Source organism: Pseudomonas atagonensis, from assembly GCF_011369485.1.
Classification (GTDB): Bacteria; Pseudomonadota; Gammaproteobacteria; order Pseudomonadales; family Pseudomonadaceae; genus Aquipseudomonas; species Aquipseudomonas atagonensis.
In genome coordinates this window covers 62,585-88,355 of record NZ_VXCA01000013.1, presented here as the reverse complement: position 1 = coordinate 88,355, position 25,771 = coordinate 62,585, and the positions used below count along the sequence as shown (strand labels likewise).

The 25,771-nt window shown below is 59.5% G+C and carries 23 protein-coding genes and 4 tRNA genes; 22 read left to right on the top strand and 5 right to left on the bottom strand.

All coding sequences use genetic code 11. The features are described 5' to 3' along the window. Positions 1–173: 173 nt before the first annotated feature. The 17 genes from accD (at position 174) to F2P67_RS09825 (ending at position 17,792) form a co-directional block, all read left to right on the top strand. Complete coding sequence (gene accD, locus F2P67_RS09905; protein ID WP_166219834.1) at positions 174–1,094, top strand: acetyl-CoA carboxylase, carboxyltransferase subunit beta; 921 nt, start codon at positions 174–176, stop codon at positions 1,092–1,094. Then, positions 1,091–2,398: a bifunctional tetrahydrofolate synthase/dihydrofolate synthase gene (folC, locus tag F2P67_RS09900; protein WP_166219832.1), complete on the top strand. Its 1,308-nt coding sequence runs from the start codon at positions 1,091–1,093 to the stop codon at positions 2,396–2,398. Before accD ends, folC begins: the two co-directional genes overlap by 4 nt. Beyond that, positions 2,382–3,038 carry an SPOR domain-containing protein gene (locus tag F2P67_RS09895; protein WP_166219830.1) on the top strand — a complete coding sequence of 219 codons (657 nt, stop codon included), beginning with the start codon at positions 2,382–2,384 and terminating at the stop codon, positions 3,036–3,038. Before folC ends, F2P67_RS09895 begins: the two co-directional genes overlap by 17 nt. Positions 3,039–3,136: 98 nt before the next feature. Beyond that, positions 3,137–3,697, top strand: a complete 561-nt coding sequence (locus F2P67_RS09890; RefSeq protein ID WP_007913461.1) for a CvpA family protein — start codon at positions 3,137–3,139, stop codon at positions 3,695–3,697. A gap of 41 nt (positions 3,698–3,738) precedes the next feature. After that, the gene (purF, locus tag F2P67_RS09885) at positions 3,739–5,244 is read left to right on the top strand and encodes an amidophosphoribosyltransferase (protein WP_007956466.1); all 1,506 of its coding nucleotides are present in this window, start codon (positions 3,739–3,741) and stop codon (positions 5,242–5,244) included. Between the two features lie 73 nt (positions 5,245–5,317). Next, on the top strand, positions 5,318–6,529 hold the full coding sequence (locus F2P67_RS09880) for an O-succinylhomoserine sulfhydrylase (RefSeq protein WP_166219828.1): 1,212 nt from the start codon (positions 5,318–5,320) through the stop codon (positions 6,527–6,529). Next, entirely contained in the window at positions 6,526–7,302 is a 777-nt protein-coding gene (locus tag F2P67_RS09875) for an SDR family oxidoreductase (RefSeq protein ID WP_166219826.1), read from the top strand. The genes F2P67_RS09880 and F2P67_RS09875 overlap by 4 nt, the downstream gene beginning before the upstream one ends. A 90-nt stretch (positions 7,303–7,392) precedes the next feature. Continuing rightward, positions 7,393–7,468, top strand: a tRNA-Val gene (locus F2P67_RS09870). Between the two features lie 55 nt (positions 7,469–7,523). Then, positions 7,524–7,600 (top strand) — tRNA-Asp (locus tag F2P67_RS09865). A gap of 93 nt (positions 7,601–7,693) precedes the next feature. Continuing rightward, positions 7,694–7,770 (top strand) — tRNA-Asp (locus F2P67_RS09860). Positions 7,771–8,017: 247 nt separating this feature from the next. Further along, complete coding sequence (locus tag F2P67_RS09855) at positions 8,018–8,527, top strand: sigma-70 family RNA polymerase sigma factor (RefSeq protein WP_166219824.1); 510 nt, start codon at positions 8,018–8,020, stop codon at positions 8,525–8,527. Next, complete coding sequence (locus F2P67_RS09850; RefSeq protein ID WP_166219822.1) at positions 8,524–9,468, top strand: FecR domain-containing protein; 945 nt, start codon at positions 8,524–8,526, stop codon at positions 9,466–9,468. The genes F2P67_RS09855 and F2P67_RS09850 overlap by 4 nt, the downstream gene beginning before the upstream one ends. A gap of 67 nt (positions 9,469–9,535) precedes the next feature. After that, positions 9,536–11,959 (top strand): TonB-dependent receptor, encoded by a 2,424-nt coding sequence (locus F2P67_RS09845; protein ID WP_166219820.1) that lies wholly within the window; start codon positions 9,536–9,538, stop codon positions 11,957–11,959. A 258-nt stretch (positions 11,960–12,217) separates the two neighbouring features. Then, positions 12,218–15,049 (top strand): xanthine dehydrogenase family protein molybdopterin-binding subunit, encoded by a 2,832-nt coding sequence (locus F2P67_RS09840; RefSeq protein WP_166219818.1) that lies wholly within the window; start codon positions 12,218–12,220, stop codon positions 15,047–15,049. Further along, complete coding sequence (locus tag F2P67_RS09835; RefSeq protein ID WP_166219816.1) at positions 15,042–15,581, top strand: (2Fe-2S)-binding protein; 540 nt, start codon at positions 15,042–15,044, stop codon at positions 15,579–15,581. The genes F2P67_RS09840 and F2P67_RS09835 overlap by 8 nt, the downstream gene beginning before the upstream one ends. 2 nt (positions 15,582–15,583) lie before the next feature. Next, the gene (locus F2P67_RS09830) at positions 15,584–16,819 is read left to right on the top strand and encodes a c-type cytochrome (RefSeq protein ID WP_166219814.1); all 1,236 of its coding nucleotides are present in this window, start codon (positions 15,584–15,586) and stop codon (positions 16,817–16,819) included. A 1-nt stretch (position 16,820) separates the two neighbouring features. Beyond that, the gene (locus F2P67_RS09825; RefSeq protein WP_166219812.1) at positions 16,821–17,792 is read left to right on the top strand and encodes an XdhC family protein; all 972 of its coding nucleotides are present in this window, start codon (positions 16,821–16,823) and stop codon (positions 17,790–17,792) included. 128 nt (positions 17,793–17,920) lie between these two features. Here the strand turns inward: F2P67_RS09825 and F2P67_RS09820 are convergent, their stop codons facing one another. Further along, positions 17,921–19,204 (bottom strand): NAD(P)/FAD-dependent oxidoreductase, encoded by a 1,284-nt coding sequence (locus tag F2P67_RS09820; protein ID WP_166219810.1) that lies wholly within the window; start codon positions 19,202–19,204, stop codon positions 17,921–17,923. A 184-nt stretch (positions 19,205–19,388) separates the two neighbouring features. Between F2P67_RS09820 and F2P67_RS09815 the strand changes: the two genes are divergently transcribed. After that, positions 19,389–19,465: transfer RNA gene (locus tag F2P67_RS09815), tRNA-Val, on the top strand. Positions 19,466–20,092: 627 nt separating this feature from the next. Continuing rightward, positions 20,093–20,548 (top strand): DUF2214 family protein, encoded by a 456-nt coding sequence (locus F2P67_RS09810; protein WP_166219808.1) that lies wholly within the window; start codon positions 20,093–20,095, stop codon positions 20,546–20,548. Positions 20,549–20,773: 225 nt separating this feature from the next. Here the strand turns inward: F2P67_RS09810 and csrA are convergent, their stop codons facing one another. Beyond that, a complete protein-coding gene (gene csrA / locus F2P67_RS09805) occupies positions 20,774–20,968 on the bottom strand; it encodes a carbon storage regulator CsrA (RefSeq protein WP_003179932.1) in 195 nt (64 codons plus the stop codon). A gap of 250 nt (positions 20,969–21,218) precedes the next feature. Between csrA and F2P67_RS09800 the strand changes: the two genes are divergently transcribed. Then, entirely contained in the window at positions 21,219–21,587 is a 369-nt protein-coding gene (locus F2P67_RS09800) for an SPOR domain-containing protein (protein ID WP_166219806.1), read from the top strand. A gap of 87 nt (positions 21,588–21,674) precedes the next feature. Then, positions 21,675–22,586 carry a siderophore-interacting protein gene (locus F2P67_RS09795; RefSeq protein ID WP_166219804.1) on the top strand — a complete coding sequence of 304 codons (912 nt, stop codon included), beginning with the start codon at positions 21,675–21,677 and terminating at the stop codon, positions 22,584–22,586. Positions 22,587–22,639: 53 nt separating this feature from the next. Here the strand turns inward: F2P67_RS09795 and F2P67_RS09790 are convergent, their stop codons facing one another. The 3 genes from F2P67_RS09790 to F2P67_RS09780 form a co-directional block, all read right to left on the bottom strand. Next, positions 22,640–23,329 carry an endonuclease gene (locus tag F2P67_RS09790; protein ID WP_166219802.1) on the bottom strand — a complete coding sequence of 230 codons (690 nt, stop codon included), beginning with the start codon at positions 23,327–23,329 and terminating at the stop codon, positions 22,640–22,642. A 4-nt stretch (positions 23,330–23,333) separates the two neighbouring features. Beyond that, complete coding sequence (locus F2P67_RS09785; RefSeq protein WP_166219800.1) at positions 23,334–23,603, bottom strand: DUF1654 domain-containing protein; 270 nt, start codon at positions 23,601–23,603, stop codon at positions 23,334–23,336. A gap of 198 nt (positions 23,604–23,801) precedes the next feature. Beyond that, complete coding sequence (locus tag F2P67_RS09780; RefSeq protein WP_166219798.1) at positions 23,802–24,890, bottom strand: asparaginase; 1,089 nt, start codon at positions 24,888–24,890, stop codon at positions 23,802–23,804. Positions 24,891–25,239: 349 nt separating this feature from the next. Here F2P67_RS09780 and F2P67_RS09775 point away from each other — a divergent pair, with 349 nt between their 5' ends. Next, positions 25,240–25,686 carry a hypothetical protein gene (locus F2P67_RS09775; RefSeq protein WP_166219796.1) on the top strand — a complete coding sequence of 149 codons (447 nt, stop codon included), beginning with the start codon at positions 25,240–25,242 and terminating at the stop codon, positions 25,684–25,686. The last annotated feature ends 85 nt before the right edge of the window (positions 25,687–25,771 follow it).

The following is a 25,771-nucleotide window of genomic DNA, read 5'->3' as shown; positions in this document are numbered from 1 at the left end:
AATGCACTTGCACAAAGCAGGCTCGGCTGAGGGTTTGTGAGCGGTACGCAGGTCATGTTTCGCGCTGACCGTGGCTGTTCACTCATCATCGCCACACACATGAATTTAGCTGAAGGGCATACGCGGGGCTGCGAACCAGAGCGTTCGGGCCGCCGGTACTGGAGAAAGAAAGCATGAGCAACTGGTTAGTAGACAAACTGATCCCTTCGATCATGCGTTCGGAGGTCAAGAAGAGCTCGGTGCCTGAAGGTCTGTGGCACAAGTGCCCGTCCTGCGAGGCTGTGCTGTATCGTCCGGAGCTGGAAAAGACCCTGGACGTTTGCCCCAAGTGCAACCACCACATGCGCATCGGCGCACGTGCGCGCATCGACATCTTCCTCGATGCTGAAGGTCGCAACGAACTGGGTGCTGATCTGGAGCCGGTTGACCGTCTGAAATTCCGCGACGGCAAGAAGTACAAGGATCGCCTGACCGCTGCGCAAAAGCAGACCGGTGAAAAAGACGCACTGATCTCCGTAAGCGGCACCCTGCTGGGCATGCCGGTGGTGGTTTCGGCGTTCGAATTCAACTTCATGGGCGGTTCCATGGGCGCCATCGTCGGCGAGCGCTTCGTGCGCGCAGCCAACTACGCGCTGGAAAACCGTTGCCCGATGATCTGCTTCGCCGCTTCCGGCGGTGCGCGCATGCAGGAAGCCCTGATCTCGCTGATGCAGATGGCCAAGACTTCGGCCGTGCTGGCGCGTCTGCGTGAAGAAGGCATTCCGTTCATCTCGGTGCTGACCGACCCGGTTTACGGCGGTGTTTCCGCGAGTCTGGCGATGCTCGGCGACGTGATCGTAGGTGAGCCGAAAGCCCTGATCGGCTTTGCCGGTCCGCGTGTGATCGAGCAGACCGTGCGTGAAAAACTGCCGGAAGGCTTCCAGCGCAGCGAATTCCTCCTGGAGCACGGCGCGATCGACATGATCATTCACCGTCAGGAGCTGCGTCCGCGCTTGGGTAATCTGCTGGCACAACTGACCGGCAAGCCGACACCGACATTCGTCGCCGCGCCAATCGAGCCGATCGTGGTTCCACCGGTGCCTGCCAACGTATGACCGAGCGCACCCTTGGCGAGTGGCTCGCCTACCTTGAACAGTTGCATCCGTCAGCCATCGACATGGGGCTGGAACGTTCGCAACAGGTAGCGTCCCGCATGGGACTGGGCCAGCCGGCGCCTCGGGTGATTACGGTCACCGGCACCAACGGCAAAGGTTCGACCTGCGCGTTCGTGGCGTCCTTGCTGCGCGCGCAGGGCCTGAATGTGGGTGTCTACAATTCCCCGCACCTGCTGCGTTATAACGAGCGGGTGCAGCTCAATGGCGTCGAAGCCACTGACGCGCAACTGTGCGAAGCCTTTGCTGCGGTCGAGGCCGGCCGCGGCGAAACCTCCCTGACTTACTTCGAAATGGGCACCCTCGCGGCGTTCTGGCTGTTTCAACAGGCCGGGCTTGATGCGGTGGTGCTGGAAGTCGGGCTGGGCGGGCGTCTGGACACGGTCAACGTGGTCGATGCCGATATCGCACTGGTCACCAGCATCGGCGTCGATCACGCCGATTATCTGGGTGATACCCGTGAATCCGTGGCGTTCGAGAAAGCCGGGATTTTCCGCCCGGGCAAACCTGCCTTGTGTGGCGACCTCAATCCTCCGCAACCGTTGCTCGACAAGGCCCGCGAACTGGCATGTCCGTTTTTCCTGCGCGGGCGTGATTTCGATCTTGGTGTCACTGGTCTGCATTGGCAGTGGCGCGGAACCGACGCGCAAGGCCAGGTTGTCGAGCTGCACGACTTGCCACTGCTTGATCTGCCGATGGAAAACGCCGCGCTGGCGTTGCAGGCGTATCTGTTGCTCGGCTTGCCGTGGGAGGCGCAAAAGATTGTTGCGGCCCTGCAGGCGACTCGTGTGGTCGGTCGGCTGGATCGCCGTTCGGTCGAATGGAATGGCAAGCGCCTGAATCTGTTGCTGGATGTGGGGCATAACCCGCACGCGGCGGAGTATCTGGCCCGTCGTCTGGCCTCGCGACCACCGGTCGGCAAGCGTCTGGCAGTGTTTGGTCTGCTGGCCGACAAGGATCTGGATGGTGTTGTCAGCGAATTGAATGCTAGTGTCGAGCATTGGGCGGTAGCGCCGCTGGATTCGCCGCGCGCGCGTCCGGTTGCAGAATTAGAGGCTGCATTGCAGAACCTTGGCGCATCGGTCGCGTCTTACGACAGTGTCGCCGCAGCGCTGGAAGGGCAGTGCGCCGTGGCCACCAGTGACGACGAGATTCTGTTGTTCGGATCATTTTATTGTGTCGCCGAGGCCCTTGAATGGCTGGCCCGGCGCTCCACGGAGGAAGCGGCAAATGGCTTTGCTGGATAAAGCGTACAAGCAGCGCATGGTTGGCGCTTTGGTGCTGGTTGCGCTGGCGGTGATTTTTCTGCCGATGCTGTTTTCCCGTCAGGATGAGCAGCGTCAGGTGACTGTCGATGCCCCCGCCGCGCCGCAGGCGCCGGTCGTGCCGCAAGTGCAAATGGAATCCGTGGCGGTGCCTGAGCCGCAAGCCTTGCCGCAAGAGCCGGTGCCCACCGATGAAGAAGTCGCAGAAGACACTGCGCCTGCCGCCCCGGTTGCACCAGCGCCTGCACCCGCAACTCCGATTGCAATCGCCAAACCGGCTGCTCCGCCGGCAGTGACCAAGCCGATTCCTGCGCCCGCCCAGCCTATTGCGGCAGCATCGAGCAAGCCTGACACCACGCAAAGCCGCGTCGATGCCAATGGCCTGTCGGTCAGCTGGTCGGTGCAGCTCGCTAGCCTGTCGAGCCGTGCCAGTGCCGAGAGCCTGCAGAAAACCCTGCGCAGCCAGGGTTATAACGCTTATATCCGCTCGGCCGATGGTAAGAATCGCGTGTTTGTCGGCCCGCTGATCGAGCGCGCTGAAGCCGATCGCCTGCGTGATCTGTTGGGTCGTCAGCAGAACCTCAAGGGTTTTGTCGTGCGCTTCCAGCCTGAGCGTGGCTAAAAACTATCACCTCGATTGAAATGCACTGACAATCTCAGCTTACCGACAGCCATGCGCTCTGCTAAAATGCGCCGCCTTATCCGTCTGTAGGCTGCACTGTGCCATTTACCTGGGTTGACTGGGCGATCGTTGCAATCATCGCCATCTCCGCTTTGATCAGTTTGAGCCGCGGCTTCGTCAAGGAAGCATTATCGCTGGTGACCTGGATCATCGCAGGAGTCGTCGCCTGGATGTTCGGTGGCTCACTGTCCGAGTACCTCGCCGGATACATCGAAACCCCATCGGCTCGCGTGATCGCGGGCTGTGCCATCATGTTTGTCGCCACACTGATCGTGGGCGCAATGATCAATTATCTTATCGGCGAGTTGGTTCGCGTCACCGGGTTGTCCGGGACCGATCGATTCCTCGGCATGGCCTTCGGCGCTGCGCGTGGCGTGTTGCTGGTGGTCGTGGCGGTCGGGCTGTTGAGCCTGGGGCCGGTACAGCAGGACGGGTGGTGGAAAGAATCACAGCTCGTGCCAAAGTTTCTATTGGTCGCCGACTGGTCCAAAAACCTGATTCTCGGGTGGAGCAGTCAGTGGCTTGCCAGCGGAATCAGCGTACCCGCTGATATTCCGTTCAAGGAGCAACTCTTGCCGTCGGCCAAAACGCCTCAGTGAGTGTTGTTCAGTTCAGATCCATTAAGTAGGGGTTGCGTCGCATGTGTGGCATCGTCGGTATCGTCGGTAAGTCGAACGTCAATCAGGCGCTGTATGACGCGCTAACCGTGCTCCAGCACCGCGGCCAGGACGCTGCCGGTATCGTGACCAGCCATGATGGCCGGTTGTTCTTGCGCAAGGACAATGGTCTGGTGCGTGACGTGTTTCAACAGCGTCACATGCAGCGCCTGGTCGGCCACATGGGTATCGGCCACGTCCGTTACCCGACTGCCGGCAGCTCGACCTCGGCCGAGGCTCAGCCGTTCTACGTCAACTCGCCGTACGGCATCACCCTGGCGCACAACGGTAACCTGACCAACGTTGAACAGTTGGCCAAAGAGATTTACGAATCCGATCTGCGTCACGTCAACACCAGTTCCGACTCGGAAGTGTTGCTCAACGTGTTCGCCCACGAGCTGGCCCAGCGCGGCAAGCTGCAACCGACCGAAGAAGACGTGTTTGCCGCCGTGACCGACGTGCACAACCGTTGCGTTGGTGGTTACGCCGTTGTGGCGATGGTGACCGGTTACGGCATCGTCGGTTTCCGTGACCCGCACGGCATCCGTCCGATCGTGTTCGGCCAGCGTCACACCGACGAAGGCGTCGAGTACATGATCGCGTCCGAAAGCGTTTCGCTGGACGTGCTCGGTTTCACCCTGATCCGCGATCTGGCGCCGGGCGAAGCGGTCTACATCACTGAAGACGGCAAGCTGCATACCCGTCAGTGCGCGACCAATCCTTCCCTGACCCCTTGCATCTTCGAGCACGTCTACCTGGCGCGTCCGGATTCGATCATCGACGGCGTGTCTGTTTACAAGGCCCGTCTGCGCATGGGTGAGAAGCTCGCCGAGAAGATCCTGCGCGAGCGTCCAGAACACGACATCGACGTGGTCATCCCGATCCCGGACACCAGCCGCACTGCGGCGCTGGAACTGGCCAACCATCTGGGCGTGAAATTCCGCGAAGGCTTCGTCAAGAACCGTTACATCGGCCGTACCTTCATCATGCCCGGCCAGGCCGCGCGCAAGAAATCGGTACGCCAGAAGCTCAACGCCATCGAGCTGGAATTCCGCGGCAAGAACGTGATGCTGGTGGACGACTCGATCGTTCGCGGCACCACCTGCAAGCAGATCATCCAGATGGCCCGCGAAGCCGGCGCGAAAAACGTCTACTTCTGCTCGGCGGCTCCGGCCGTACGCTTCCCGAACGTCTACGGCATCGACATGCCAAGCGCTCACGAGCTGATCGCGCACAATCGTTCGACTCAGGACGTGGCTGACCTGATCGGTGCTGACTGGCTGATCTATCAGGACTTGCCTGACTTGATCGAAGCGGTCGGCGGCGGCAAGATCAAGATCGAAAACTTCGATTGCGCGGTGTTCGACGGCAAGTACGTCACCGGTGACGTCGACGAGGCTTACCTGAACAAGATCGAACAGGCTCGCAACGATGCCTCGAAGGTCAAGACCCAGGCGGTCAGTGCGATCATCGATCTGTACAACAACTGAGTTTCTACCGGCCCTGAGGGGCCGGTTTTGTATCTGACTTTTATTTTTCGAGAACAGGGCAAGGAGTGACAGCATGAGTCAGGAATGGGATGCCGGTCGGTTGGACAGCGACCTCGAAGGCGTAGCGTTCGATACCCTGGCCGTACGTGCCGGTCAGCACCGTACGCCGGAAGGTGAGCACGGTGATCCGATGTTCTTCACCTCCAGCTACGTGTTCCGCACTGCTGCGGATGCCGCTGCGCGGTTTGCCGGAGAAGTGCCGGGCAACGTTTACTCGCGTTACACCAACCCGACCGTGCGCGCGTTCGAAGAGCGCATTGCTGCGCTGGAAAGTGCCGAGCAGGCCGTGGCCACCGCAACCGGCATGGCGGCGATCATGGCGGTGGTGATGAGCCTGTGCAGCGCCGGCGATCACGTGCTGGTGTCGCGTAGCGTGTTCGGTTCGACCATCAGTCTGTTCGAGAAGTACTTCAAGCGCTTCGGCGTGGAAGTCGATTACGTACCGCTGGCTGATTTGTCGGCGTGGGATGCGGCGATCAAGCCGAACACCAAACTGCTCTTTGTCGAGTCGCCGTCCAATCCGCTGGCTGAGCTGGTGGACATCACCGCACTGGCGGAAATTGCTCACGCCAAAGGCGCGATGCTGGTGGTCGACAACTGCTTCTGCACGCCTGCGTTGCAGCAGCCGCTGAAAATGGGCGCAGACATCGTTGTGCACTCGGCGACCAAGTTCATCGATGGCCAGGGTCGTTGCATGGGTGGCGTGGTGGCTGGTCGCAGCGAGCAGATGAAAGAGATCGTCGGCTTCCTGCGTACTGCCGGGCCAACTTTGAGCCCGTTCAATGCGTGGATCTTCCTCAAAGGTCTGGAAACCCTGAATCTGCGGATGAAGGCGCACTGTGCCAACGCTCAGCAACTGGCCGAATGGCTGGAGCAGCAGGACGGTATCGAGAAGGTGCATTACGCCGGCCTCAAGAGCCATCCACAGCACGAGCTGGCCCAGCGTCAGCAGAAAGGTTTCGGGGCCGTGGTGAGCTTTGAGGTCAAGGGCGGCAAAGAGGGTGCCTGGCGCTTTATCGATGCAACCCGTTTGATCTCGATCACCGCCAACCTTGGTGACAGTAAAACCACCATTACTCACCCGAGCACCACCTCTCACGGCCGTCTGGCGCCGCAGGAACGTGAAGCAGCGGGCATTCGTGACAGCCTGATCCGCATCGCGGTCGGTCTGGAAGACGTGGCCGACCTGCAAGCCGATCTGGCGCGCGGTCTGGCGGCGTTGTGATCGAGTTGTCCACTCCGAAGACAGGCACCCATGGCCGCGTTGCGCTGGTCACGGGTGCTGCGCGCGGTATCGGTCTGGGGATCGCGGCATGGCTGATCAGCGAAGGCTGGCAAGTGGTGTTGACCGATCTGGATCGCGTGCGTGGCTCGAAAGTGGCGAAGGTGCTGGGTGAGAATGCCTGGTTTATCGCCATGGATGTGGCGGATGAAGGTCAGGTCGCGCTCGGTGTGGCCGAAGTGCTCGGGCAGTTTGGTCGCCTCGATGCGCTGGTGTGCAACGCGGCGGTGGCCGATCCGCACAACATCACCCTCGAAAGTCTCGATCTGGCTTACTGGAATCGTGTGCTGGCGGTGAATCTCAGTGGGCCGATGCTGCTCGCCAAGCACTGTGCGCCGTACCTGCGCGCGCACAACGGGTCGATCGTCAATCTGGCGTCGACGCGGGCGGGTCAGTCCGAACCGGACACCGAGGCTTATGCGGCGAGCAAGGGCGGATTGCTGGCACTGACGCATGCGCTGGCGATCAGTCTGGGGCCGGAGATTCGCGTCAACGCGGTTAGCCCGGGCTGGATCGATGCGCGGGATCCTTCCGCTCGTCGTGCACAACCGCTGGCGGAAACCGATCATGCCCAGCATCCGGCGGGCAGGGTAGGGACGGTGGAGGACGTGGCGGCGATGGTGGCGTGGCTGTTGTCGAGGAATGCCGGGTTTGTCACCGGGCAGGAATTCGTCGTCGACGGCGGCATGACCAAGAAGATGATCTACACCGAATGACATGATTTCGTCTTTTTTAGAAAAACTTCAATCCTGCTATTGACTTAGGTTCGCTACCTGCGTAAATTTCGCGGCCTCGGAGATGCAAACGGGTGATTAGCTCAGCTGGGAGAGCGTCTGCCTTACAAGCAGAATGTCGGCGGTTCGATCCCGTCATCACCCACCACTCCCCGAGAACTTGCGTAAGCAAGAAGGTAGGCTGAAAGTGCCTGCACCGACGCGCAGCGGTAGTTCAGTCGGTTAGAATACCGGCCTGTCACGCCGGGGGTCGCGGGTTCGAGTCCCGTCCGCTGCGCCATATTTTACGAGTCAGAGTCATCTGGTTCGCGATTGCAAAGTACCGAAGCTTTCAGTCAAAACGAGTTACTTGAGCGCAAGCTCAAAGCGATACGCAGCGGTAGTTCAGTCGGTTAGAATACCGGCCTGTCACGCCGGGGGTCGCGGGTTCGAGTCCCGTCCGCTGCGCCATATCTGCTTCAAGGACCACTGAACGCCTTGAAGCACCGAAGTCAGCTTCGCTGAGTCGGATCCGATAGCAAAGACCCTGGTCGAAAGACCGGGGTTTTTTGTGTCTGAAATTTGGCTTTTCGCCGCTCCTTTCCTGCCCTGATCAATCTTTCTGCCCTTTGAGCGCATAAAGCGCTTGGTTCAACGCGGCGACATTAAATAGAATCACTCTCATTTGCGATGACTCCTTGGCACAGGGCTTCTGGATATGAGTGATGCAGCGTTGCCGAAGGAGCCAAGCCTCCACGATTTGTACCGCGATCATCGTGGCTGGCTGGAAAACTGGTTGCGTCGACGTCTGGGCAACAGCTGCGATGCGGCTGATCTCAGTCAGGATACGTTTTTGCGTGTCCTTGCCAGTTCCCAGCGCATTGCCGATCTGCACGAGCCCCGCGCTTATCTGCTGACAGTGGGGCGGCGCCTGCTGAGCAATTTCTATCAGCGTCGCAGTCTTGAACAGGCTTACCTGGCCGCTCTCGCCACGTTGCCCGAAGCGTCCGTGCCGTCGCCCGAACAGCGCTGGTTGTTGCTGGAGGCCTTGCAGGCTATCGATGAGTTGCTTGACGGGTTGCCGCGTGCGGTGCGTCGGGCATTTCTGTGGAGTCAGCTGGAAGGGCTGACCTATCAACACATCGCTGAGCGTTTGAAGGTGTCCGAGCGCACGGTCAAGCGCTACATGGCTCAAGCTTATGAACATTGCCTGCTGGTGGATCTGTGAGCGGGACTGCGGTTGATCTGCGTCAGGCTGTGCGGGCGGCGGCGCAATGGCTGGCGCTGCTCGAGTCCGGCAGCGCCACTGAACAGGATCACGCCAATCTGCAACGCTGGCGTGACAGTGCTGCCAGTCATGAGCTGGCATGGCAGAAGGCGCAAATGCTGCGTCAGCGCTTCGCCGAGCTGCCCTCGACGCTGGCCCTGAGCAGCCTTGACCGGCCTGATCCGGGGCGCCGCGTGCTGCTAAAGCGTACGTTGGGTGCGGTGGCGTTGGTGCCGGCGGCGTGGCTATTGAGTCGACAACTGCCGATTGAAGTCTGGCGTGCAGACCTGCAAACCGCGACGGGCGAGCGCAAAACCCTGCAATTGGCCGATGGCAGCATTTTGCAACTGAATACGGCCAGTGCGGTCGACGTGGATGTCGAGCATCGGCTACTCAGGCTGGTGGAGGGCGAGATGTCGCTGAACGTGACGGACACTGCGGCGTTGACGATTCATACCCGGTTTGGTCAGGTCGTCGTCAGTCGTAGCGACGTCTGTGTGCGTCAGGATTCTCGCAGTTGCCGGGTATCGGTGTTCAGCGGTGTCGTGCAGTTGCACCCCTTGCAAGGCGCGCCGGTGCGGCTGCGCGGCGGGCAGCAGGTCAGTTTGCAAGCTGACGGCGCTGCGGCCATCGAGCCTTTTGATGTGGCGCAACCAGGCTGGCGCGAAGGCATGTTGATGGCGAGCAATCGACCGTTGGGAGACTTTCTGCGCGAACTCGACACCTATCGTCCGGGCGTCCTGCGCTGGGCACCGGAACTTGAAACGTTGCGCGTGACCGGCAGTTTCCGCCTCGACGACACCGATCGCATCCTCGCGCTACTCGCGGCCAGCCTGCCGCTCGAGGTGCAGATGCGCACCCGCTACTGGGTGACGTTGGCCCCACGCAAAAAAATCGTCTGAAAGGCTGTCCCCTTTTTTCCGCTCGCTTGTCATTCAAGGCAAATGAACGATCAAGAGAGCTTCTTCAATGCCCGCAGTAAAGCCTTGCTGTCCGCATCCGGCGTCCACCGGCCTGCGCCCGTTGTTGCATCTGAGCCTGTTGTTGAGCCTGAGTGCCAGCCCGTGGTTGATTACGCCCAGTTGGGCCGAAGGCGCTGACCGGCGCAGTTATCAGGTGCCAGCGGGGACGCTTAGCGATGCCTTGACCCGGTTTGCCGGTCTGGCGGGTGTCAGTCTGTCGGTCGATCCGGCATTGGTCAGCGGGCGCAACAGTGCCGGGTTGTCCGGCGAGTTTGATGTCGAGGAAGGCTTTGCCCGGCTGCTACTCGATTCCGGTCTGCAACTGCAGCCGGTGGGCGATCAAGCGTACATCCTGATGCCTGCGCCACAAGGCGGCAGCCTGCAACTGGCGCCGACGTCGATCCTCGGCGCTACCGGTTCGGTGGGCGGTGATGCTTATGCCGGTGGTCAGGTGGCGCGCCGAGGCTCGCAAGGGCTGCTCGGATCGCGGGACTTCATGGAAACGCCATTCAGCATGACCACCTACACCGATGAGGCGGTGAAAAACCAACAGGCCCGCACGCTGGGCGATCTGATTGCCAGCGATCCTTCGGTTCGCGCCACCAATCCGGCAGGCGGACGTTATGAGCAATTCACCATTCGCGGGTTCAGTCTGTTCAACAGCGACGTTTCCTACAACGGTCTGTATGGCGTCCTGCCGACCTACACGATCGACATGGAAATGGCTGACCGCGTCGACATCCTCAAAGGGCCGAGCCAACTGATCAACGGCATCTCGCCACGAGGCAGCGTCGGCGGCGGCATCAACGTGGTGCCCAAGCGCGCCACGGACAAACCGATCACGTCGTTTACCGGCAGTTATGCCTCGGACAGCCAGGTGGGTGGGGCGGTGGACGTGGGGCGTCGATTTGGTGAGGACAACCAGTTCGGCCTGCGTTTCAATGGCGTCAAGCAAGCAGGCGATACCGATTGGGATCATCAGAGTGTTGATCGGGAAATGGCTGTGCTGGGCCTGGACTTTCGCGGTGAGCGGTTGCGCCTTTCCACCGATGTCGGGCACACCGAGCGCGATACCGACGCCCCGCAGGAGCGTGTGCAAGTCGGTGCCAACGCCAGAGTGCCAAGCGCCACCGAAGTGCGACACAACTACGCGCAGGCCTGGAGCAAGGCGCGTACCGAAGACACGTTCGGCACCGTGAACGCTGAGTTCGATGTCAGTGATTCGGTCATGCTGTATGGCGGTGTCGGCGCCCGCAAAAGCAATCACGACTTTCTTCGCCATGCCGTTTCGGTTATCAACGACGCCGGTGATTTCAGTGTGCAGCCGCGTGATTTCACCCGCGATGAAAATGTCCGTACGGCGACGATGGGCGTGCGCAACTGGTTTCACACCGGACCGGTGAGTCATGAGGTGAATCTGGCAGCCAGTTATTTCTACATGGATTTCGAGAACGGTGGCGCCCGGTATGCCGCGTCCCGCAGCAACCTTTATGACCCGGTGCAGACGCCGACACCGGTACGACCTACGCGGCAGGATCCCAAGGTCTACACCGAAAACCGCTTCAGCGGTGTAGCGTTGTCCGACACTCTGGGCTTTTTTGATGATCGCCTGTTGCTGACACTCGGCGCTCGCTGGCAGCGCGTGAAAGTCGATGACTGGAGCGACGATGTCAAAGGTGGCACCGCGTATGACGAGGAAAAGCTGTCGCCTTCCGGCGGCATCCTGTTCAAGGCCACCGACAAACTGTCGCTGTACGCCAACTACATGGAAGGCTTGAGTCAGGGCAAGATCGCACCGTCGACCTCTGTCAACGAGGATGAGATTTTTCCGCCGTTCATCAGTCGTCAGGTGGAAGTCGGCGCCAAATATGATGCCGGCGCCTTCGCGGTCACTGCGGCGGTGTTCCGCATCAAACAACCGGCGTATGAAACCAACGCCACCACGCGGGTCTTCGGCCCGAATGGCAAGCGTCAGAATGATGGGGTGGAATTGAGCGTGTTCGGTGAACCGCTCGACGGGTTCCGCCTGCTGGGTGGCGTCATGTATATCGACAGCGAGCTGACGCACACCACCAACGGCACCTTCGACGGCAACCGGGCGCCGGCCACGCCGAAATACAACGTCAATCTGGGCGCCGAGTGGGATGTGCCGGGCGTGCAGGGCCTGACGCTGACCAGTCGAAGCATCTATTCGAGCTCGCAGTATCTGGATCAATCGAACAACAAGGAAATCGACGCCTGGACGCGATTCGACGTCGGTGCCCGCTACGCTTTCAAGGTTGATGAAAAAAACATCACGTTGCGCGGCAATATCGAAAACGTGGCGGATAAACGCTACTGGAGTTCCGCCGGCGCCTCGGACGACAGCGAGCCAGGCCTGACGCTCTCGACACCGCGCACTTATCTGCTGTCGGCCACCGTCGACTTCTGATTGATGCAAGTGAGGCGCCCTGAAAAGTGGCGCCGTTACCCCTCATTGCTGCGGCGCAACGCTGCAGCAATCTGATTCTTTAGTCAGATTTTTGTAACTGGTTGTTTGCTGCGAACGCAGAAACCTTTAAAGTTAACCTTTCGGTCAGCTTTGCACTGTCATCACGCCCTTTGTTTAGCCAAGAAGGGCTTCTGCAAGACTCGAGATTCCCAGTAGATAACCAGAAGGGCGGACGTATAACCGCCCAGAGGATGATCCATGTCCAACCGTGAAATATCCCGGCGCTCGTTCCTCCAGGGCGGGCTGGTGGCGGGTGTGAGCGTCACGCTCACGCCGCTCAGCAGTCAGGCGCTGGCTGCCTTGATGGAAAACAGCGTCACCGTGCCGTCCGAGAAATGGCTCGGCAACAACGGCAAGGCGCGCCAGCGTAACGATGCCTTGTCGAAAGTCTGCGGTAGCAAGGTGTTTGCCCGCGACATCCGATCCAAGGACATGCCGGGCTGGCCCGAACAGCAAGGCCACGCCATGCTGTTGAAAACCATCAAGGCTGACCGCATCTACGACGGCTACGACCTGTCGTGGCTCGGTGCCGATTTGCAGCCTGACCGCATCGTCACCGCGGCTGACCTGGACAAGGACGGCATCGTCTTCCCGGAAGAACACGCACCGGATCCGCTACTGCCGGAAGGCAAAGTGCCAATGTTCATCGGCCATCCGGTGGCGATCCTGATCTGGAACGATTTCGAGCGTTTCCGTCAGGCCAAGAACAAACTCAAATTCAATGACAAGGCGATTCGTTACGGTGCCCAGGTTCCGTATTACGAAGGCGATCCGTATGGTAGCTTCCGCTACGTACGCGTAGGTGGTCCGACCTCGGCCGACGAAGACGAATTCGCCAGCCTCAAGGACTCGATCCTCTTCCCGATGCTGAAAAACCGTCGCCCGGTGTGGAATTCCCAGCCGAACCTGCACGGCAACCTGACCGAGCGTGGCCTGTTTTACGCCGATCGGATGAAGAAAGAAGTCGACTCGCCGCCGGATAACTGGCTGGTGTTCGACGAGCGCTACAAGACCCCGTCGATTGAACCGGCCGCCATGGAACCGGACAACGGCAACGGCTGGTACGACCCGAAAACCAAGACCCTGCACTTCGTTGTGGCCACCCAGTGCCCATTGGAAGCGGCGACCGAGACCGCGAAAATGATCGCGCCGTCGCGCTTCGGCCTGGCCAACCTGAACATGCACCCGGGCTACACCGTTGGTTACGGCTCCAAAGACCACAACATCTTCGTCTACTACGCGGCCCTCGCTGCGCTGTATGGCGCCGGTGTGCCGGTGCGTCTGGCCAACGACCGCTACGAGCAATTCCAGAGCGGCATCAAGCGTCACCCGTTCGATATCCGCTACCAGTTGGCCGTGGACAAGAACGACTACAGCTTCAAGATTTTCCGCGCCGAAATGAGCGTCGACGGCGGTGGCCGGATCAACTACAGCCCTTCGGTGGCGGCGGTTGGCGCCACGGCTGCGCAGTCGATCTACTACATGCCGCAGAACGACCTGCAAGTCACCGCTTACCATTCGCGTGGCGTTGAGGCCGGTTCGATGCGCGGCTACGGCACCCTGCAGAGCATGGCGGCGACCGAAATGATGGTCGACGAAATCGCCAATCGTCTGAATGTCGACGCCATTGACCTGCGCCGCAAGAACGCTCTGCGTTCTGGGATGAAGAACACTCAGGGCGCGATCCCGGCCGGTGCGCTGCGCCTGCACGAAATCCTCGACAAAGCCTCGGTGCACGAAGTCTGGAAAAACCGTGACGCGATCAAGAAACAACGCGAAGCCGCCGACCCGGACAATTGGTACGGCGTCGGTTTTGCCATTTGCCAGAAAGACTTCGGCACCGGTTCCGAAGCGCCGATGGCCAGCATCGAATTCACCGCCGAAGGTCGCATCCAGCTGCGCCATATCGGTATCGAGATCGGCACCGGCATGTCCACGTCACAAGCCCTGGTTGTCGCCGATTTCCTCGGCAGCCCGGCGCACGAGGTGAAAACCGGCGAAACCGAATGGAAGGAAATGCAGCTGATCACCAGCGGCAACCCTTACATCATGAGCCAGGCTGAGCAGGACAACCTACTGCGCAACCCGCGCTGGGTTGGCAAACTGGCTTCGGCCTCGTCGGCGACCAACTCGGCTTATTACTTCAGTCACGCCACCCGTGAAGCGGCGCGCGTGCTGTTCAACCACGGCTTGTGGCCGGCAGCACTGGAGATCTGGCGTCAGGGCCCGTTCGGCGGCCAGGCCAACCCTTACGTGGTGCGTCGCGAAGATGCGCATTGGGTCGACGGCAAACTCACCGCCAACGGCATGCAGCCGCTGAGCTTCGAAGAGCTGGCCAAACATGCTCACGCACGCGGCCTGGTCACCGGAGCCACCGTGCACGGCTTTAACCGCTGGAGCTGGGCCGAGGCTGAATACAGCATCGACGGCGTGCGCGAGCGTCTGCCGCTCGACGGTCTGGCCGTCAAGTATGGCGACGGAGCCCCGAAAGCCAAGCAAGCGCTGATGAGTACGGCCGGTTTCCATCTGCTGGATCGCCAGAACATCAGCTATCCAGCGACTCAGTTGAACAACGCCGCCGTGACTTACTACAGCCCGGTCGCGACGCTGGTCGAACTGAAGGTCAACAAAGGCTCGGCGGAAGTCGAAGTGCTCAACCACCATTCGTGGGTCGAGTGCGGCCGTGTGCTGGTCGAAGAGTTGGTCAAGGGCCAGCTCGAAGGCGGTATCGCCATGGGCATCGGTCACGCACTGATGGAAGAGATGCCGCTGTACGAAGGCGGGCCGGGGGAGGGTGACTGGAACTTCAACCGTTACCGTTTGCCGATGGCCCGTCACGTTGCCGTGTGGAAGCAGACGTCGGAGATTCTCCCGGCCCTGTCGCCTAGCGACCCGTCCAAAGGCATCGCCGAAGTGGTGATGATCCCGGTGGTCGGTGCCATCGGTAACGCCGTGGCGCACGCCATCGGTAAACGTGTTCGCGATCTGCCAATCACTGCTGCGCGCATCAAGGAGGCCCTCAATGGCTAACCGTCCGCTTCAACTGACCCTCAATGGTCAAACCGTCGGCCCGGTGGACATCCCTGATGACCTGCCGATGATCGACTACCTGCACGAATACAAAAACCTCACCGGTTCGCGCCTGGGCTGCGGCCAGGGCATCTGCCACGCCTGCGTGGTGATCGTCGACAACCCGGACGGCACCAGCGAAGAAGTACGCACCTGCATCACCGGCGCGCATTACTTCGAAGGCAAAAAAGTCCGCACCATCGAAGGCCACGCGAGCCGCGACGAGCAGGGACAGGTCACCGAGCTGAATCCGATCCAGCAGCGTTTCGTCGACGAGTTCGCCTTCCAGTGCAGCTACTGCGCGCCAGGCTTCGTCAACGCCGCGACCGTACTGGTCGAGAAGCTGCAACGCCAGCCAATCGTCAAAAGCCAGCTGGAAAAAGTCATCGAGGACAGCCTCGGCCATCACGTCTGCCGTTGCACCGGGTACGTGCGTTACTACAACGCCACCCGCAACGTGCTGACCGATCTCGGCCTGGTCAAGGAGGGTTAAGCATGAAGCTATTACTGACCCGCCTGACCCTGGCGGTCGGGCTGGCTGCGCCGGTGGTATTTGCCCACGCCGATGATCAGGTCAAGCGTGGCGAGTACCTCGCCCGCGCTGCGGACTGCATGGCCTGCCACACCGCACCGGGCGGCGCGCCGTATGCCGGTGGCCTGCCGATCGTGTCGCCGTTCGGCACGATCTACGGCACCAACATCACCCCGAGCAAAGAGCACGGTATCGGTCTGTATAACGATGACGAGTTCTTCGCTGCGCTGACCAAGGGCAAGCGTCGCGACGGCGCCAACCTTTACCCGGCGATGCCATACACCTCGTATCACCTGGTGCCACGGGAAGATTCGGACGCGATTCACGCTTACCTGAAAACCGTCGAGCCGATCGAGCGCGCAGCACCGGTCACCAGCCTGAGTTTTCCGTTCAACGTGCGTCTGGGCCTGATGGGCTGGAACATGATGTACGGCACAGACGTGAAGCTGGACGCCGGCGAAGGCAAAAGCGAAGCGTGGAAGCGCGGCCAATACATGGTCGACGTCCTCGGCCACTGCGGCGAGTGCCACACGCCACGCGGCCTGCCGGGCGCGATGCAGATGGACAAACGCCTGACTGGCGGCATCCTCAATGGGTATCTGGCGCCAAGCCTGCTGGCCACTGACCTCGCTGCGCGCGGCTGGAATCATCAGGATCTGAGCACGTTCCTCAAGCACGGCATGAGCGCGCAAGGGACGATGTTCAACGAGATGTTCCCGGTGTTCCACAACAGCACTCAGGGTCTGAACGATCAGGATCTGGCAGCGATGGCGACCTTCCTGCTCGGCGACCAACCGCCGGCAGCCAAGGAACTCGTCGAGGTGTCGGTGGACAAGCTCAGCGCGAGCGCCCAGCGCGGCCGTCAGGAATACTTGAACGTCTGCGCCGGTTGCCACGCCGCCGGTGGCGAGGGTAAGCCGCACATCGCGGTGGCCATGCGCGGCAACACCACGCTGCGCCTGGAAGACCCGCGCAACCTGCTGCGGGTGATCGAGGACGGTATCGGCGAGCAGAAGTTTGCCGGGTTCGAACACATGCAGCCGATGCCGGGTTTTGCCGACAAGCTCAGCCCTGAACAGCTGACTGATCTGCTCAACTACCTGCGTCAGGGCTGGGGCGGCCAATCCGCCGAACTGGCGGTGAGCGACGTGCAGAAACTGCAGGCCGACGCACCGACCCTCGAGCACAAGGCGCACTGACATGCAGCATCTCGATCTACAAGTGGTGCGGCGGGCGCTGGAGTGGTCGGTGGCGGGGCAGCGCATCTGGCTCTGCACCGTGCTGACCACCTACGGCTCGGCACCGCGGGCGCCGGGTTCGCTGCTGGCGGTGAACGAAGGCGGCCAGTGGATCGGGTCGTTGTCAGGTGGTTGCGTCGAAGAGGACTTCCTCGAGCGGGTCGCCGAAGGTGCGTTTCTCGATGCAGTCAACGTGGTGCGTTATGGGGAGGGCGACGATCCGCGTTCTCGGGTCAGCCTGCCCTGTGGCGGCATCCTCGATGTGCTGGTAGAGAAATTTGACGCGGACTGTGACGTGCAGGCGCATCTGCGTGAGCTGGAATCGGCGCTGCTCGGTCAGCGGCGCTTGATCCGCGAGGTTGATCTGGTCAGCGGCGCACGTGCCTTGTTTGCCGATCGCGAACAGGGCGCACGCATCGAGCGCGAGATTGATCGTGTGCGGATTCGTGTCGGCGCGGCTCAGCGTCTGTTGCTCGCGGGTTATTCCAGTGTGGCGCAGGCCTGTGCCGAGTTCGCGGTGGGTCTCGGGTTTGAAGTGATTCTCTGCGATCCGCGCGATGAAGTGCTCGAAGGTGTGGTGCTCAACGGCGTGGAGATTCGTCGGCAACTGCCTTCGGTGTTTATCGCCGACGGTGGTTGTCATCGCGACACGGCGGTGGTGGCGCTGACCCACGATCCGCGGATCGACGATCTCGCGATGATGGAGGCGGTGCGCACCGAGGCGTTCTACATTGGCGTCATGGGCTCACAGCAGACATCGCAGAAGCGCTTCGAGCGTTTGCGGCGGATTGGCGGTCTGGGGGAGGGCGAACTGACGCGGATTCATGCGCCGATCGGTCTGAACCTGGGCAGCAAAACGCCGGCGGAGATTGCCTTGGCGGTATTGGCTGACATCTTGCGGATTCGCAGCGGGATTGCCCGCGACCAACTCTGATTGAAAGTCTGGCTGAGACTACTGTGGTGAGGGGATTTATCCCCGTTGGACTGTGCAGCAGTCCCCTTCTATTGAAGAGGGGGCGCTTCGCACCCCAACGGGGATAAATCCCCTCGGCACAATGGTTTTTATAGGCCGTACTTGTCGCGCAACCCGTAATACCAAGCCCCCAGCGCCGCAAACGGTGTACGCAACAGTTGCCCACCCGGGAACGGGTAGTGCGGCAAGTCCGCAAACGCATCAAAACGTTCAGCCTGACCACGCAGTGCTTCGGCCAACACTTTGCCGGCCAGATGCGTGTACGTCACACCGTGGCCGCTGCAGCCTTGCGAGTAATAGATGTTGTCGCCCAAACGCCCAACCTGCGGCAAACGCGACAGGGTCAGCAGGAAATTTCCTGTCCATGCGTAATCAATCTTCACGTCCTTGAGCTGCGGAAACGCCTTGAGCATTTTCGGACGAATGATCGCTTCGATGTTGGCCGGATCCCGTGCGCCATACACCACGCCGCCGCCGAAGATCAGGCGGTTGTCGCCGGTCAGTCGGTAGTAGTCGAGCAAATAGTTACAGTCTTCGACGCAGTAGTCCTGCGGCAGCAGAGCTTTTGCAAGTTCGTCACCCAGCGGTTCGGTTGTGATCACCTGGGTGCCGCACGGCATCGATTTGGCCGCCAGTTCCGGCACCAGATTACCGAGGTAGGCATTGCCGGCAACGATGATGAACTTGGCCCTGACCTTGCCTTGCGGCGTATGCACCACTGGATTGGCGCCACGTTCGATACGCACGGCGGGGGATTGCTCATAAATTGTGCCGCCGAGGGATTCCACTGCGGCGGCCTCACCCAGCGCCAGGTTAAGCGGGTGAATGTGCCCGCCACTCATATCGAGCATGCCGCCGACGTATTGATCACACGCGACAACTTCGCGGATACGACGCTGATCGAGCAGTTCGAGCTGCGTATGGCCGAAGCGCTCCCACAGACGTTTCTGAGATTCCAGGTGGCCCATCTGTTTACCCGTGAGGGCAGCGAACACGCCGCCATCCTTCAGGTCGCACTGGATGTTGTACCTGGCGACACGCTCACGAATGATCCGGCCGCCTTCAAACGCCATCTGCCCAAGCAACTGCGCCTGCTTGGGGCCGACGCTGCGCTCGATCACATCGATGTCGCGGCTATAACTGTTAACGATCTGCCCGCCATTACGCCCGGAGGCGCCGAAGCCGACCTTGGCGGCTTCCAGTACCGTCACACGAAAACCGTTCTCCAGCAGAAACAAGGCAGAGGACAGTCCGGTGTACCCGGCGCCAATCACACAGACATCCGTCTCCACATCATCCTGCAGGGCCGGACGTGGCGGTACGGCATTGGCCGACGCAGCGTAATAAGACTCTGGGTAAGGGGTGTTCGCCATCCTGCAGCCTCTGTTTAATATATTTTACGATTGCGCCGATCCTACCCCAGTTAAAAAACCTCCGCCAGCTACCGGAAAAATCTTCTTCGCCGACCCGAAATTAAATATTTTGCATATTCATAGGGTTAGGTGAAAAAAAGGTGTTGACACCCCTCCGGAATTCCGTAGAATGCCGCCTCACAGCAGGCACGTAGCTCAGTTGGTTAGAGCACCACCTTGACATGGTGGGGGTCGTTGGTTCGAGTCCAATCGCGCCTACCAAACAAAATCCGCTCTGCTGGGCGGTCTGGAAGGGCTCACCGAAAGGTGAGCCCTTTTTTGTTGTCTTGGATTTGTGCTGAGCGCTGATGCGGGCGAGAAGGGCGCGGGGGATCGCATAAGGTTTCATTTTCGGAGTTCGTCAAAGAACGCTTTAAAAGATACGAGCAGATGCGTTCTCATTCCGTAGTGCCACCAAATTTCTTGTAAGTCGATATGAATTTGTATTTGTCATAGGGCGTGTACTTTTGGCCGGAAGGCTTTCCCGTCAGCGGCAATTTGTATGGAGTGATGGGTAACCGTCTGTCGCCATCGTCCTTTGAAATAGTGTGGATATTTAATGACTTACGATTATTTTTAACCGACCGGTTATCAAAAATACGTTGTTACGGGCTGTGGAATTCAGTAACATTCGCCCCGCGTTCACCACCACGGTTTATGCATTTTTAAATCCCAAGCTTCCATCAGCTGCTTGGGATTTTTTTTGCCTGCGATTTGGCAACCGCGGTGCTTTTCAGGCGCTTTTAATCACACCAGCCGCCCCGGTAATCGAGCCTGAGCGAGCAAATCCTTGCGTTTTCAACTACTACTGACTGGCCGATTTTCAACACTTTATAAAGGGGTGTGTCGATGCTGGTTCACTGGTTTCTCGCGGCTGTTCATCTATTGGCTTTTGCTTTGGGCTTCTGGGCGGTGCTGACCCGTGGAGCGGCGTTCAGTCGTCTGGCCGCAGGTGCCGGAGAAGCCAGGCGCGTACTACTCGCCGATAACCTGTGGGGTATTTCGGCGCTGATTCTGCTGGTTACAGGTGGGGTGCGTGCCTTTGGCGGGTATGAAAAGGGCGCCGACTATTACCTTCATCAACCGCTGTTTCATCTGAAGATGACGCTGTTTGTGCTGATTTTATTGCTGGAGCTTGCGCCGATGATCACCTTGATCAAATGGCGGATCGCTTCAGCGCGTGGCGCCGCGCTCGAGACTGGACGGGCAAAGTTGTATGCGCGCATCAGTCATGTCGAGGCGTTATTGCTGGTGTTGATGGTGGTGGCTGCGACAGGCATGGCGCGCGGTGTGACATTTGGTTAGAGAGCGGATTCTCTGCGCGCTATCGGAAACGTCCGACAGCCAGCCACGGAAATGGCGGGTAGTATCGGGCAGCAGGAGGGGATGCGGTACTGGAAAGGAAGTGGAGCGGGGTCATATGTCAGGCGCCGTGCCCAGCGGAGTGGGGAGCGGATTGCAATACGGCGCGTGAATCTTTAGCCAGTCATTACACGAGGCAAACGAACTGGCTACTGACTGCGATGCGGCTCAGGGAGTCTGTGGCTTGTCCGGGGCGGTCAGGCCAGCCTGAATGCGCTGATAAATCTCTTCACGGTGTACGGCGACGTTCTTTGGAGCGTTGATGCCGATGCGGACTTGCTGGCCGCTTACGCCGAGGATGGTGATCGTAATGTCATCACCAATGTTTATGCTTTCACCGACTTTGCGGGTGAGTATCAGCATGGTCTTCTCCTTGATTGCTTTGTAGGGCACCTGATTCAGACAGTGCAGAGGTCGGTGGTACGTATAGATTAGTGCGAAGTCTCACGGTTTGGGTGCCTCTTTCTGACGCACAGAAGCGGCATTAATTCCCAGGGCGTAACTATACAGAGGCTGCAATCATCAATCTCGTTGTTTTGTGCCCATTTTGCGGGGCTCGCGAAGTATTTTTGAATGTTAAGATCGCCGCTTTGAGAATTCCGAGGAAAGCGTTGTGCGCAAATTGGTCTGGGTAGTCGCGGCACTGGCATTGGCAGGATGTGGTGAAGGCAAGAGTGTAGACGCACCAAAGCCGAAAGTGGCGGTCGCAACAGCGCCTGCGGCGGCCGCTGCTCCACAGTGGGATCTTGAGGTGCGCGGTGAAACTCCTCAGGCTGTCAGCGACTTGAGTGGCTGGTTGATCGAGCACGCTTTTGTGCCAACGGTGATCAAGGACAGCAGCGGCAAAACGCGGATTCTGATTGGCCCGTTCAATTCCCAGGCCGAAGCCGAAGCTCGAAAAATACAAGTGGATGCCGCTTTGGTGAAGGCCAAGAAACAAAACGTGGAATCGGTTCTGGTCGAGCATCCGCTCGCACCGTAAGCGATCCATTCGGCGGAGCTGCCTAAAGGTTGTCAGACGCGATTCGTTCCAACTGAACTCGCTGATGATTTTCCGAAGGAGCTCCCCATGGCCTCCGCCAATCCGTACAAACTGTTTGATGTCACCTTGCTGCGAAAAACGCAGTTGAGTCCGCACATGATGCGGATCACGCTCTGCGGTTCGCCCGTCGAGGAAATGGCGACCTGGGCACCGGATCAACGCGTAAAGCTGTTTTTCCCTGCCGCCGACGGCTCGCAATCCCGACTTTCCCAAGAGGAAGGTTGGTACGCTCGTTTTCGGGCGATGCTCGCGGATCGTCGCCCTGCGATGCGCACTTACACCATCCGCCATTTGCGCGCCGAACAGGGCGAAGTGGATATCGATTTTGTCCTGCACGGCGAAACGGGTCCTGCCTCGCGCTGGGCGTTGCGTGCGCAGCCCGGCGATGCCATGCAGATCCTCGCGCCCGACAGTCATTTCACCGCACAGCAGGCTGGCGGGTTTGAGTGGAAGCCACCGCAGACCTTGAAGCAGGTTTTACTGGTAGCCGATGCCACTGCGCTACCGGCTGCCATGGGCATTCTCGATGAGTTGGCGGCGCTCGCCGAGCCGTCGCAAGTGCAGGCGTTTTTCGAAGTGGAGAGTGCCGGGGACATGCTGAGCGTTCCTGACTGGCCGGGGTTGTCAGTGAAGTGGTTGATTCGCGATCAAACCAGTGAAACGATCGCAGGGGCGTTGATGGTTGAAGCGGTGCGTGAGGCGACGCTGCCTGTGCATCAGTCTTCCGCCGGGCGCGCGATCGAGTTGGCCGATGTCGACATCGACAAGGACATCCTCTGGGAAATTGCCGATACGGCGCCTGAAGGATTTTACGGGTGGGTCGCTGGAGAGTCGGCGGCGGTGATGAGTTTGCGCCGATACCTTATCAAGGAATGTGGCATCCCCCGGGAGTCGTTGAATTTGATGGGTTACTGGCGCTACAACAAGGCTGGCAGCTAGGCACAAAAAGGCCTCGAACCTTAGGTTCGAGGCCTTTTCTTTTACCGGATCGATCAGCCGCAGGTTTTGAGATTCACCGGGCCGACAAACTCGTTACCGCGCCCCATCACGCAGGCCACGCTTTGATTGCGTTGGCGCTCCCAGTCTTGCACCGGGTAGGTCTTGTCCCAGGCTTCATAGAGCTGCCGATCCTGTTTCGACAAGCGCAAGCCGTATTGCTTGCTCATGTAGAAATAGGTGCGGGCAATCATGCCGCGAATCGAAGGGCGGGGCATGACCTTCTTGGCCTTGAAGTCGACCTGGGTCAGACACGAGCCATATTGACCTGATTGCACTGGCAGCCAGCCGTAGCTGAAGTTACTGCGATCGCCATTGACCTCGCCAATGCTCGGTACCAGGTTATGCAGATCGGCTTCGGCCTTCTGATAGCTCGGGTCGTAGCGGGTGCAATTCTTGCGTCCACCTTCCTGCCAGCATTGGCGCTGATGGCCGAACTGCCAGGCCGGAACAATATGCTCCCACTCAATGCGCGAGGCGCGTTTCGCATTTTTTCGCGGTACGTAGCCGCAGGCTTTCAGATCAACCTTGTTGCCGGTGTATTTGCACCCGCAATAAAACTCGGTCGACTGAGGTGCATACAGTTTCCAGGCAACCTTCTTGGCTTCGGTAAAGGTGCGTGGCGCGCCAGCCTGAGCACCAAAAGCAATGAACAACAACAGCAAAGCAAAACAGCGGACACTCATTGAATCAATCTTCCTTCGGCACAACCCAAAAAATCTGCACGCCGCCATCGTCGCGATAGGCCAGGGTGACGTTGTCGTTCTCGTCGATTTCCTCGAGCAGGCGCTCCCACTCATCCATCGGCTCGTCCGGTAGACGGAAGATCAGTGCGGCTTTGGCTTTCTGGGCGGTGGGGGAGTTGATGATTTTCTGAACGCGCATGCCCATGCGTTCGTAAGCGTCAGGAGCATCAGGGGAGGTGGCCACGAGGTTATCCTTATTAAGCTGTACGTGCATACAGTATTTAACTGTAGGAATTTTCGCAACTGCTTAAAATTCAAGAAAATCCTCTGACAGCGGTTTTTCAGTTTTAGTGTGAGCGGTGTCGAATTTTTTGTAGGAAAAATGCAGGAGGGCTGTAGGCGACATACCACCCGCCGTGTGGGCGAGTGGTAGAAGGAGTGCCCGATCACGAACGGATCGGGCGAAGGTCAGTCAGTATTCCCAGAACATCCGCTGCAGCTCTTTGCTGTCGTTGGTTTTGGTCAGGGCGACCATGGCCAGGATGCGTGCCTTCTGTGGGTTCAGGTCATGGGCAACCACCCAGTCGTACTTGTCGTCAGGCTGTTCGGCGTTGCGCAGGACGAAACCGCCGGCATTGACGTGGGACGAGCGAATGATCTGCACACCATCCTTGCGCAATGCCTGCAGGGCTGGCACGACGCGGGAGGACACCGAACCGTTGCCGGTGCCAGCGTGGATGATGGCTTTGGCGCCGGATTGCGCAAGGGCCTTGTAGGCGGTATCGCTCACGTTGCCGTAGGAATAGGCGATTTCCACGTCAGGAAGGCTCTTGATGTTCTTGATGTCGAATTCCGAATCCATGGTGTGGCGCTTGGCCGGCAGACGGAACCAGTAGGATTTGCCTTCCACGACCATGCCCAGCGGGCCCCAGGCGCTCTTGAATGCCTCGGTCTTGATGTTGATCATTTTGCTGACGTCGCGACCGGACTGGATTTCATCATTCATGGTCACCAGTACGCCTTTGCCGCGCGCGTCTTTGCTGCTGGCCACGGCAACAGCGTTGTACAGGTTGAGCATGCCGTCGGCGGACATGGCGGTGCCTGGGCGCATCGAGCCGACAACGATGATCGGCTTGTCGGTTTTTTCCACCAGGTTCAGGAAGTAAGCGGTTTCTTCCAGGGTATCGGTGCCGTGGGTGATGACGATGCCATCGACGTCTTTGCTGTCAGCCAGCTCGGCAACGCGGCGGCCCAATTGCAGGAGGTTGTCGTTGGTGATGCTTTCCGAGGCGATCTGCATGACTTGCTCGCCGCGCACATTGGCCAGTTTGCTCAGTTCAGGAATGCCGGCGATCAGCTGTTCCACACCGACTTTGGCGGCCTGGTAAGTTGCGCTGTTGGCGGCACTGGCGCCAGCCCCGGCAATGGTGCCGCCGGTGGCAAGTACCACAACGTTGGCGAGTTTGGTCTGGGTTTCGACTTCTTTTGCCTGAAGGGCGGTCGGCAGGAGCAGGAGGAGGGCCAGAGCGCCCGGAACCAAGGTGTTGAAAGCAGATTTCATTATTTTTCTCTCTAGTAGTGAGACGGTGCTGGTGCAGGTTCATCTAGATGCGCCCCGAGCCGATCTGGATGCCCGGGGTACAGGGGAGGGAGCAGGATCTGTACCAGCCGTACTGTGCTTGAGAAAAATGTTTAACCCGATGATTTATATCAATAATTTATTGATCGCCAGATTGCCCTGATGCCTTGGTTATCCGGTTTTCCGAACATGGAGGGCTTTTTTGTTCGGCTGTCCGAAAACATCAGCCGGTTCTGCGAGCCGGCAGGGGCGACAGGGCTTCAACCGCTTTGCTAAAGAAAGCGTCGCGCAGGCCGATGGGTCTTTAAGGATCTTTTTTTCAGGAGTTAACATGTCACTGACTGTCGGTTTTCCCAATGCTGCTGGCGTCACCATCGGCGGCAAGTCCGCCGCCACGGTTAATGCCTTGAGCGACGCTACGGCGCAGGCCTCCACTGAAATACTGGCTAAGGATGAGGGCGACTCGAACCAGGTCAGAACCGGTGGCCCCGCCCAGGACGACAGCAAGGCCGAGAGCGGCGGCAATCAAAGTATTGCCGTGAAAATGCTGCTCAAACGCATGCAGGAACTGCAAAAACAATTGCAGGAACAGCAGCAGCAACTGGCGGCGGCACAGGCAGCCAGTTACCCGACGCCGGAAGCCAAAGCGGCGGTGGTCATGTCGATTCAGGGGCAAATCGCTGATACCAACGGCGCGCTGTCTGAAGTCTCCGGCAATCTGATCAAAGAGCTGGCCAAGGATTCCAATAGCGGCGGGCTGATCAGCACCACGGCTTGAGCGAGTCAGGGGCGAATCGAACGATTCGCCCTACAACATCTGCTGATTTCTGATTGTTGACAAATGTCGGCGGGATTCGCATAGT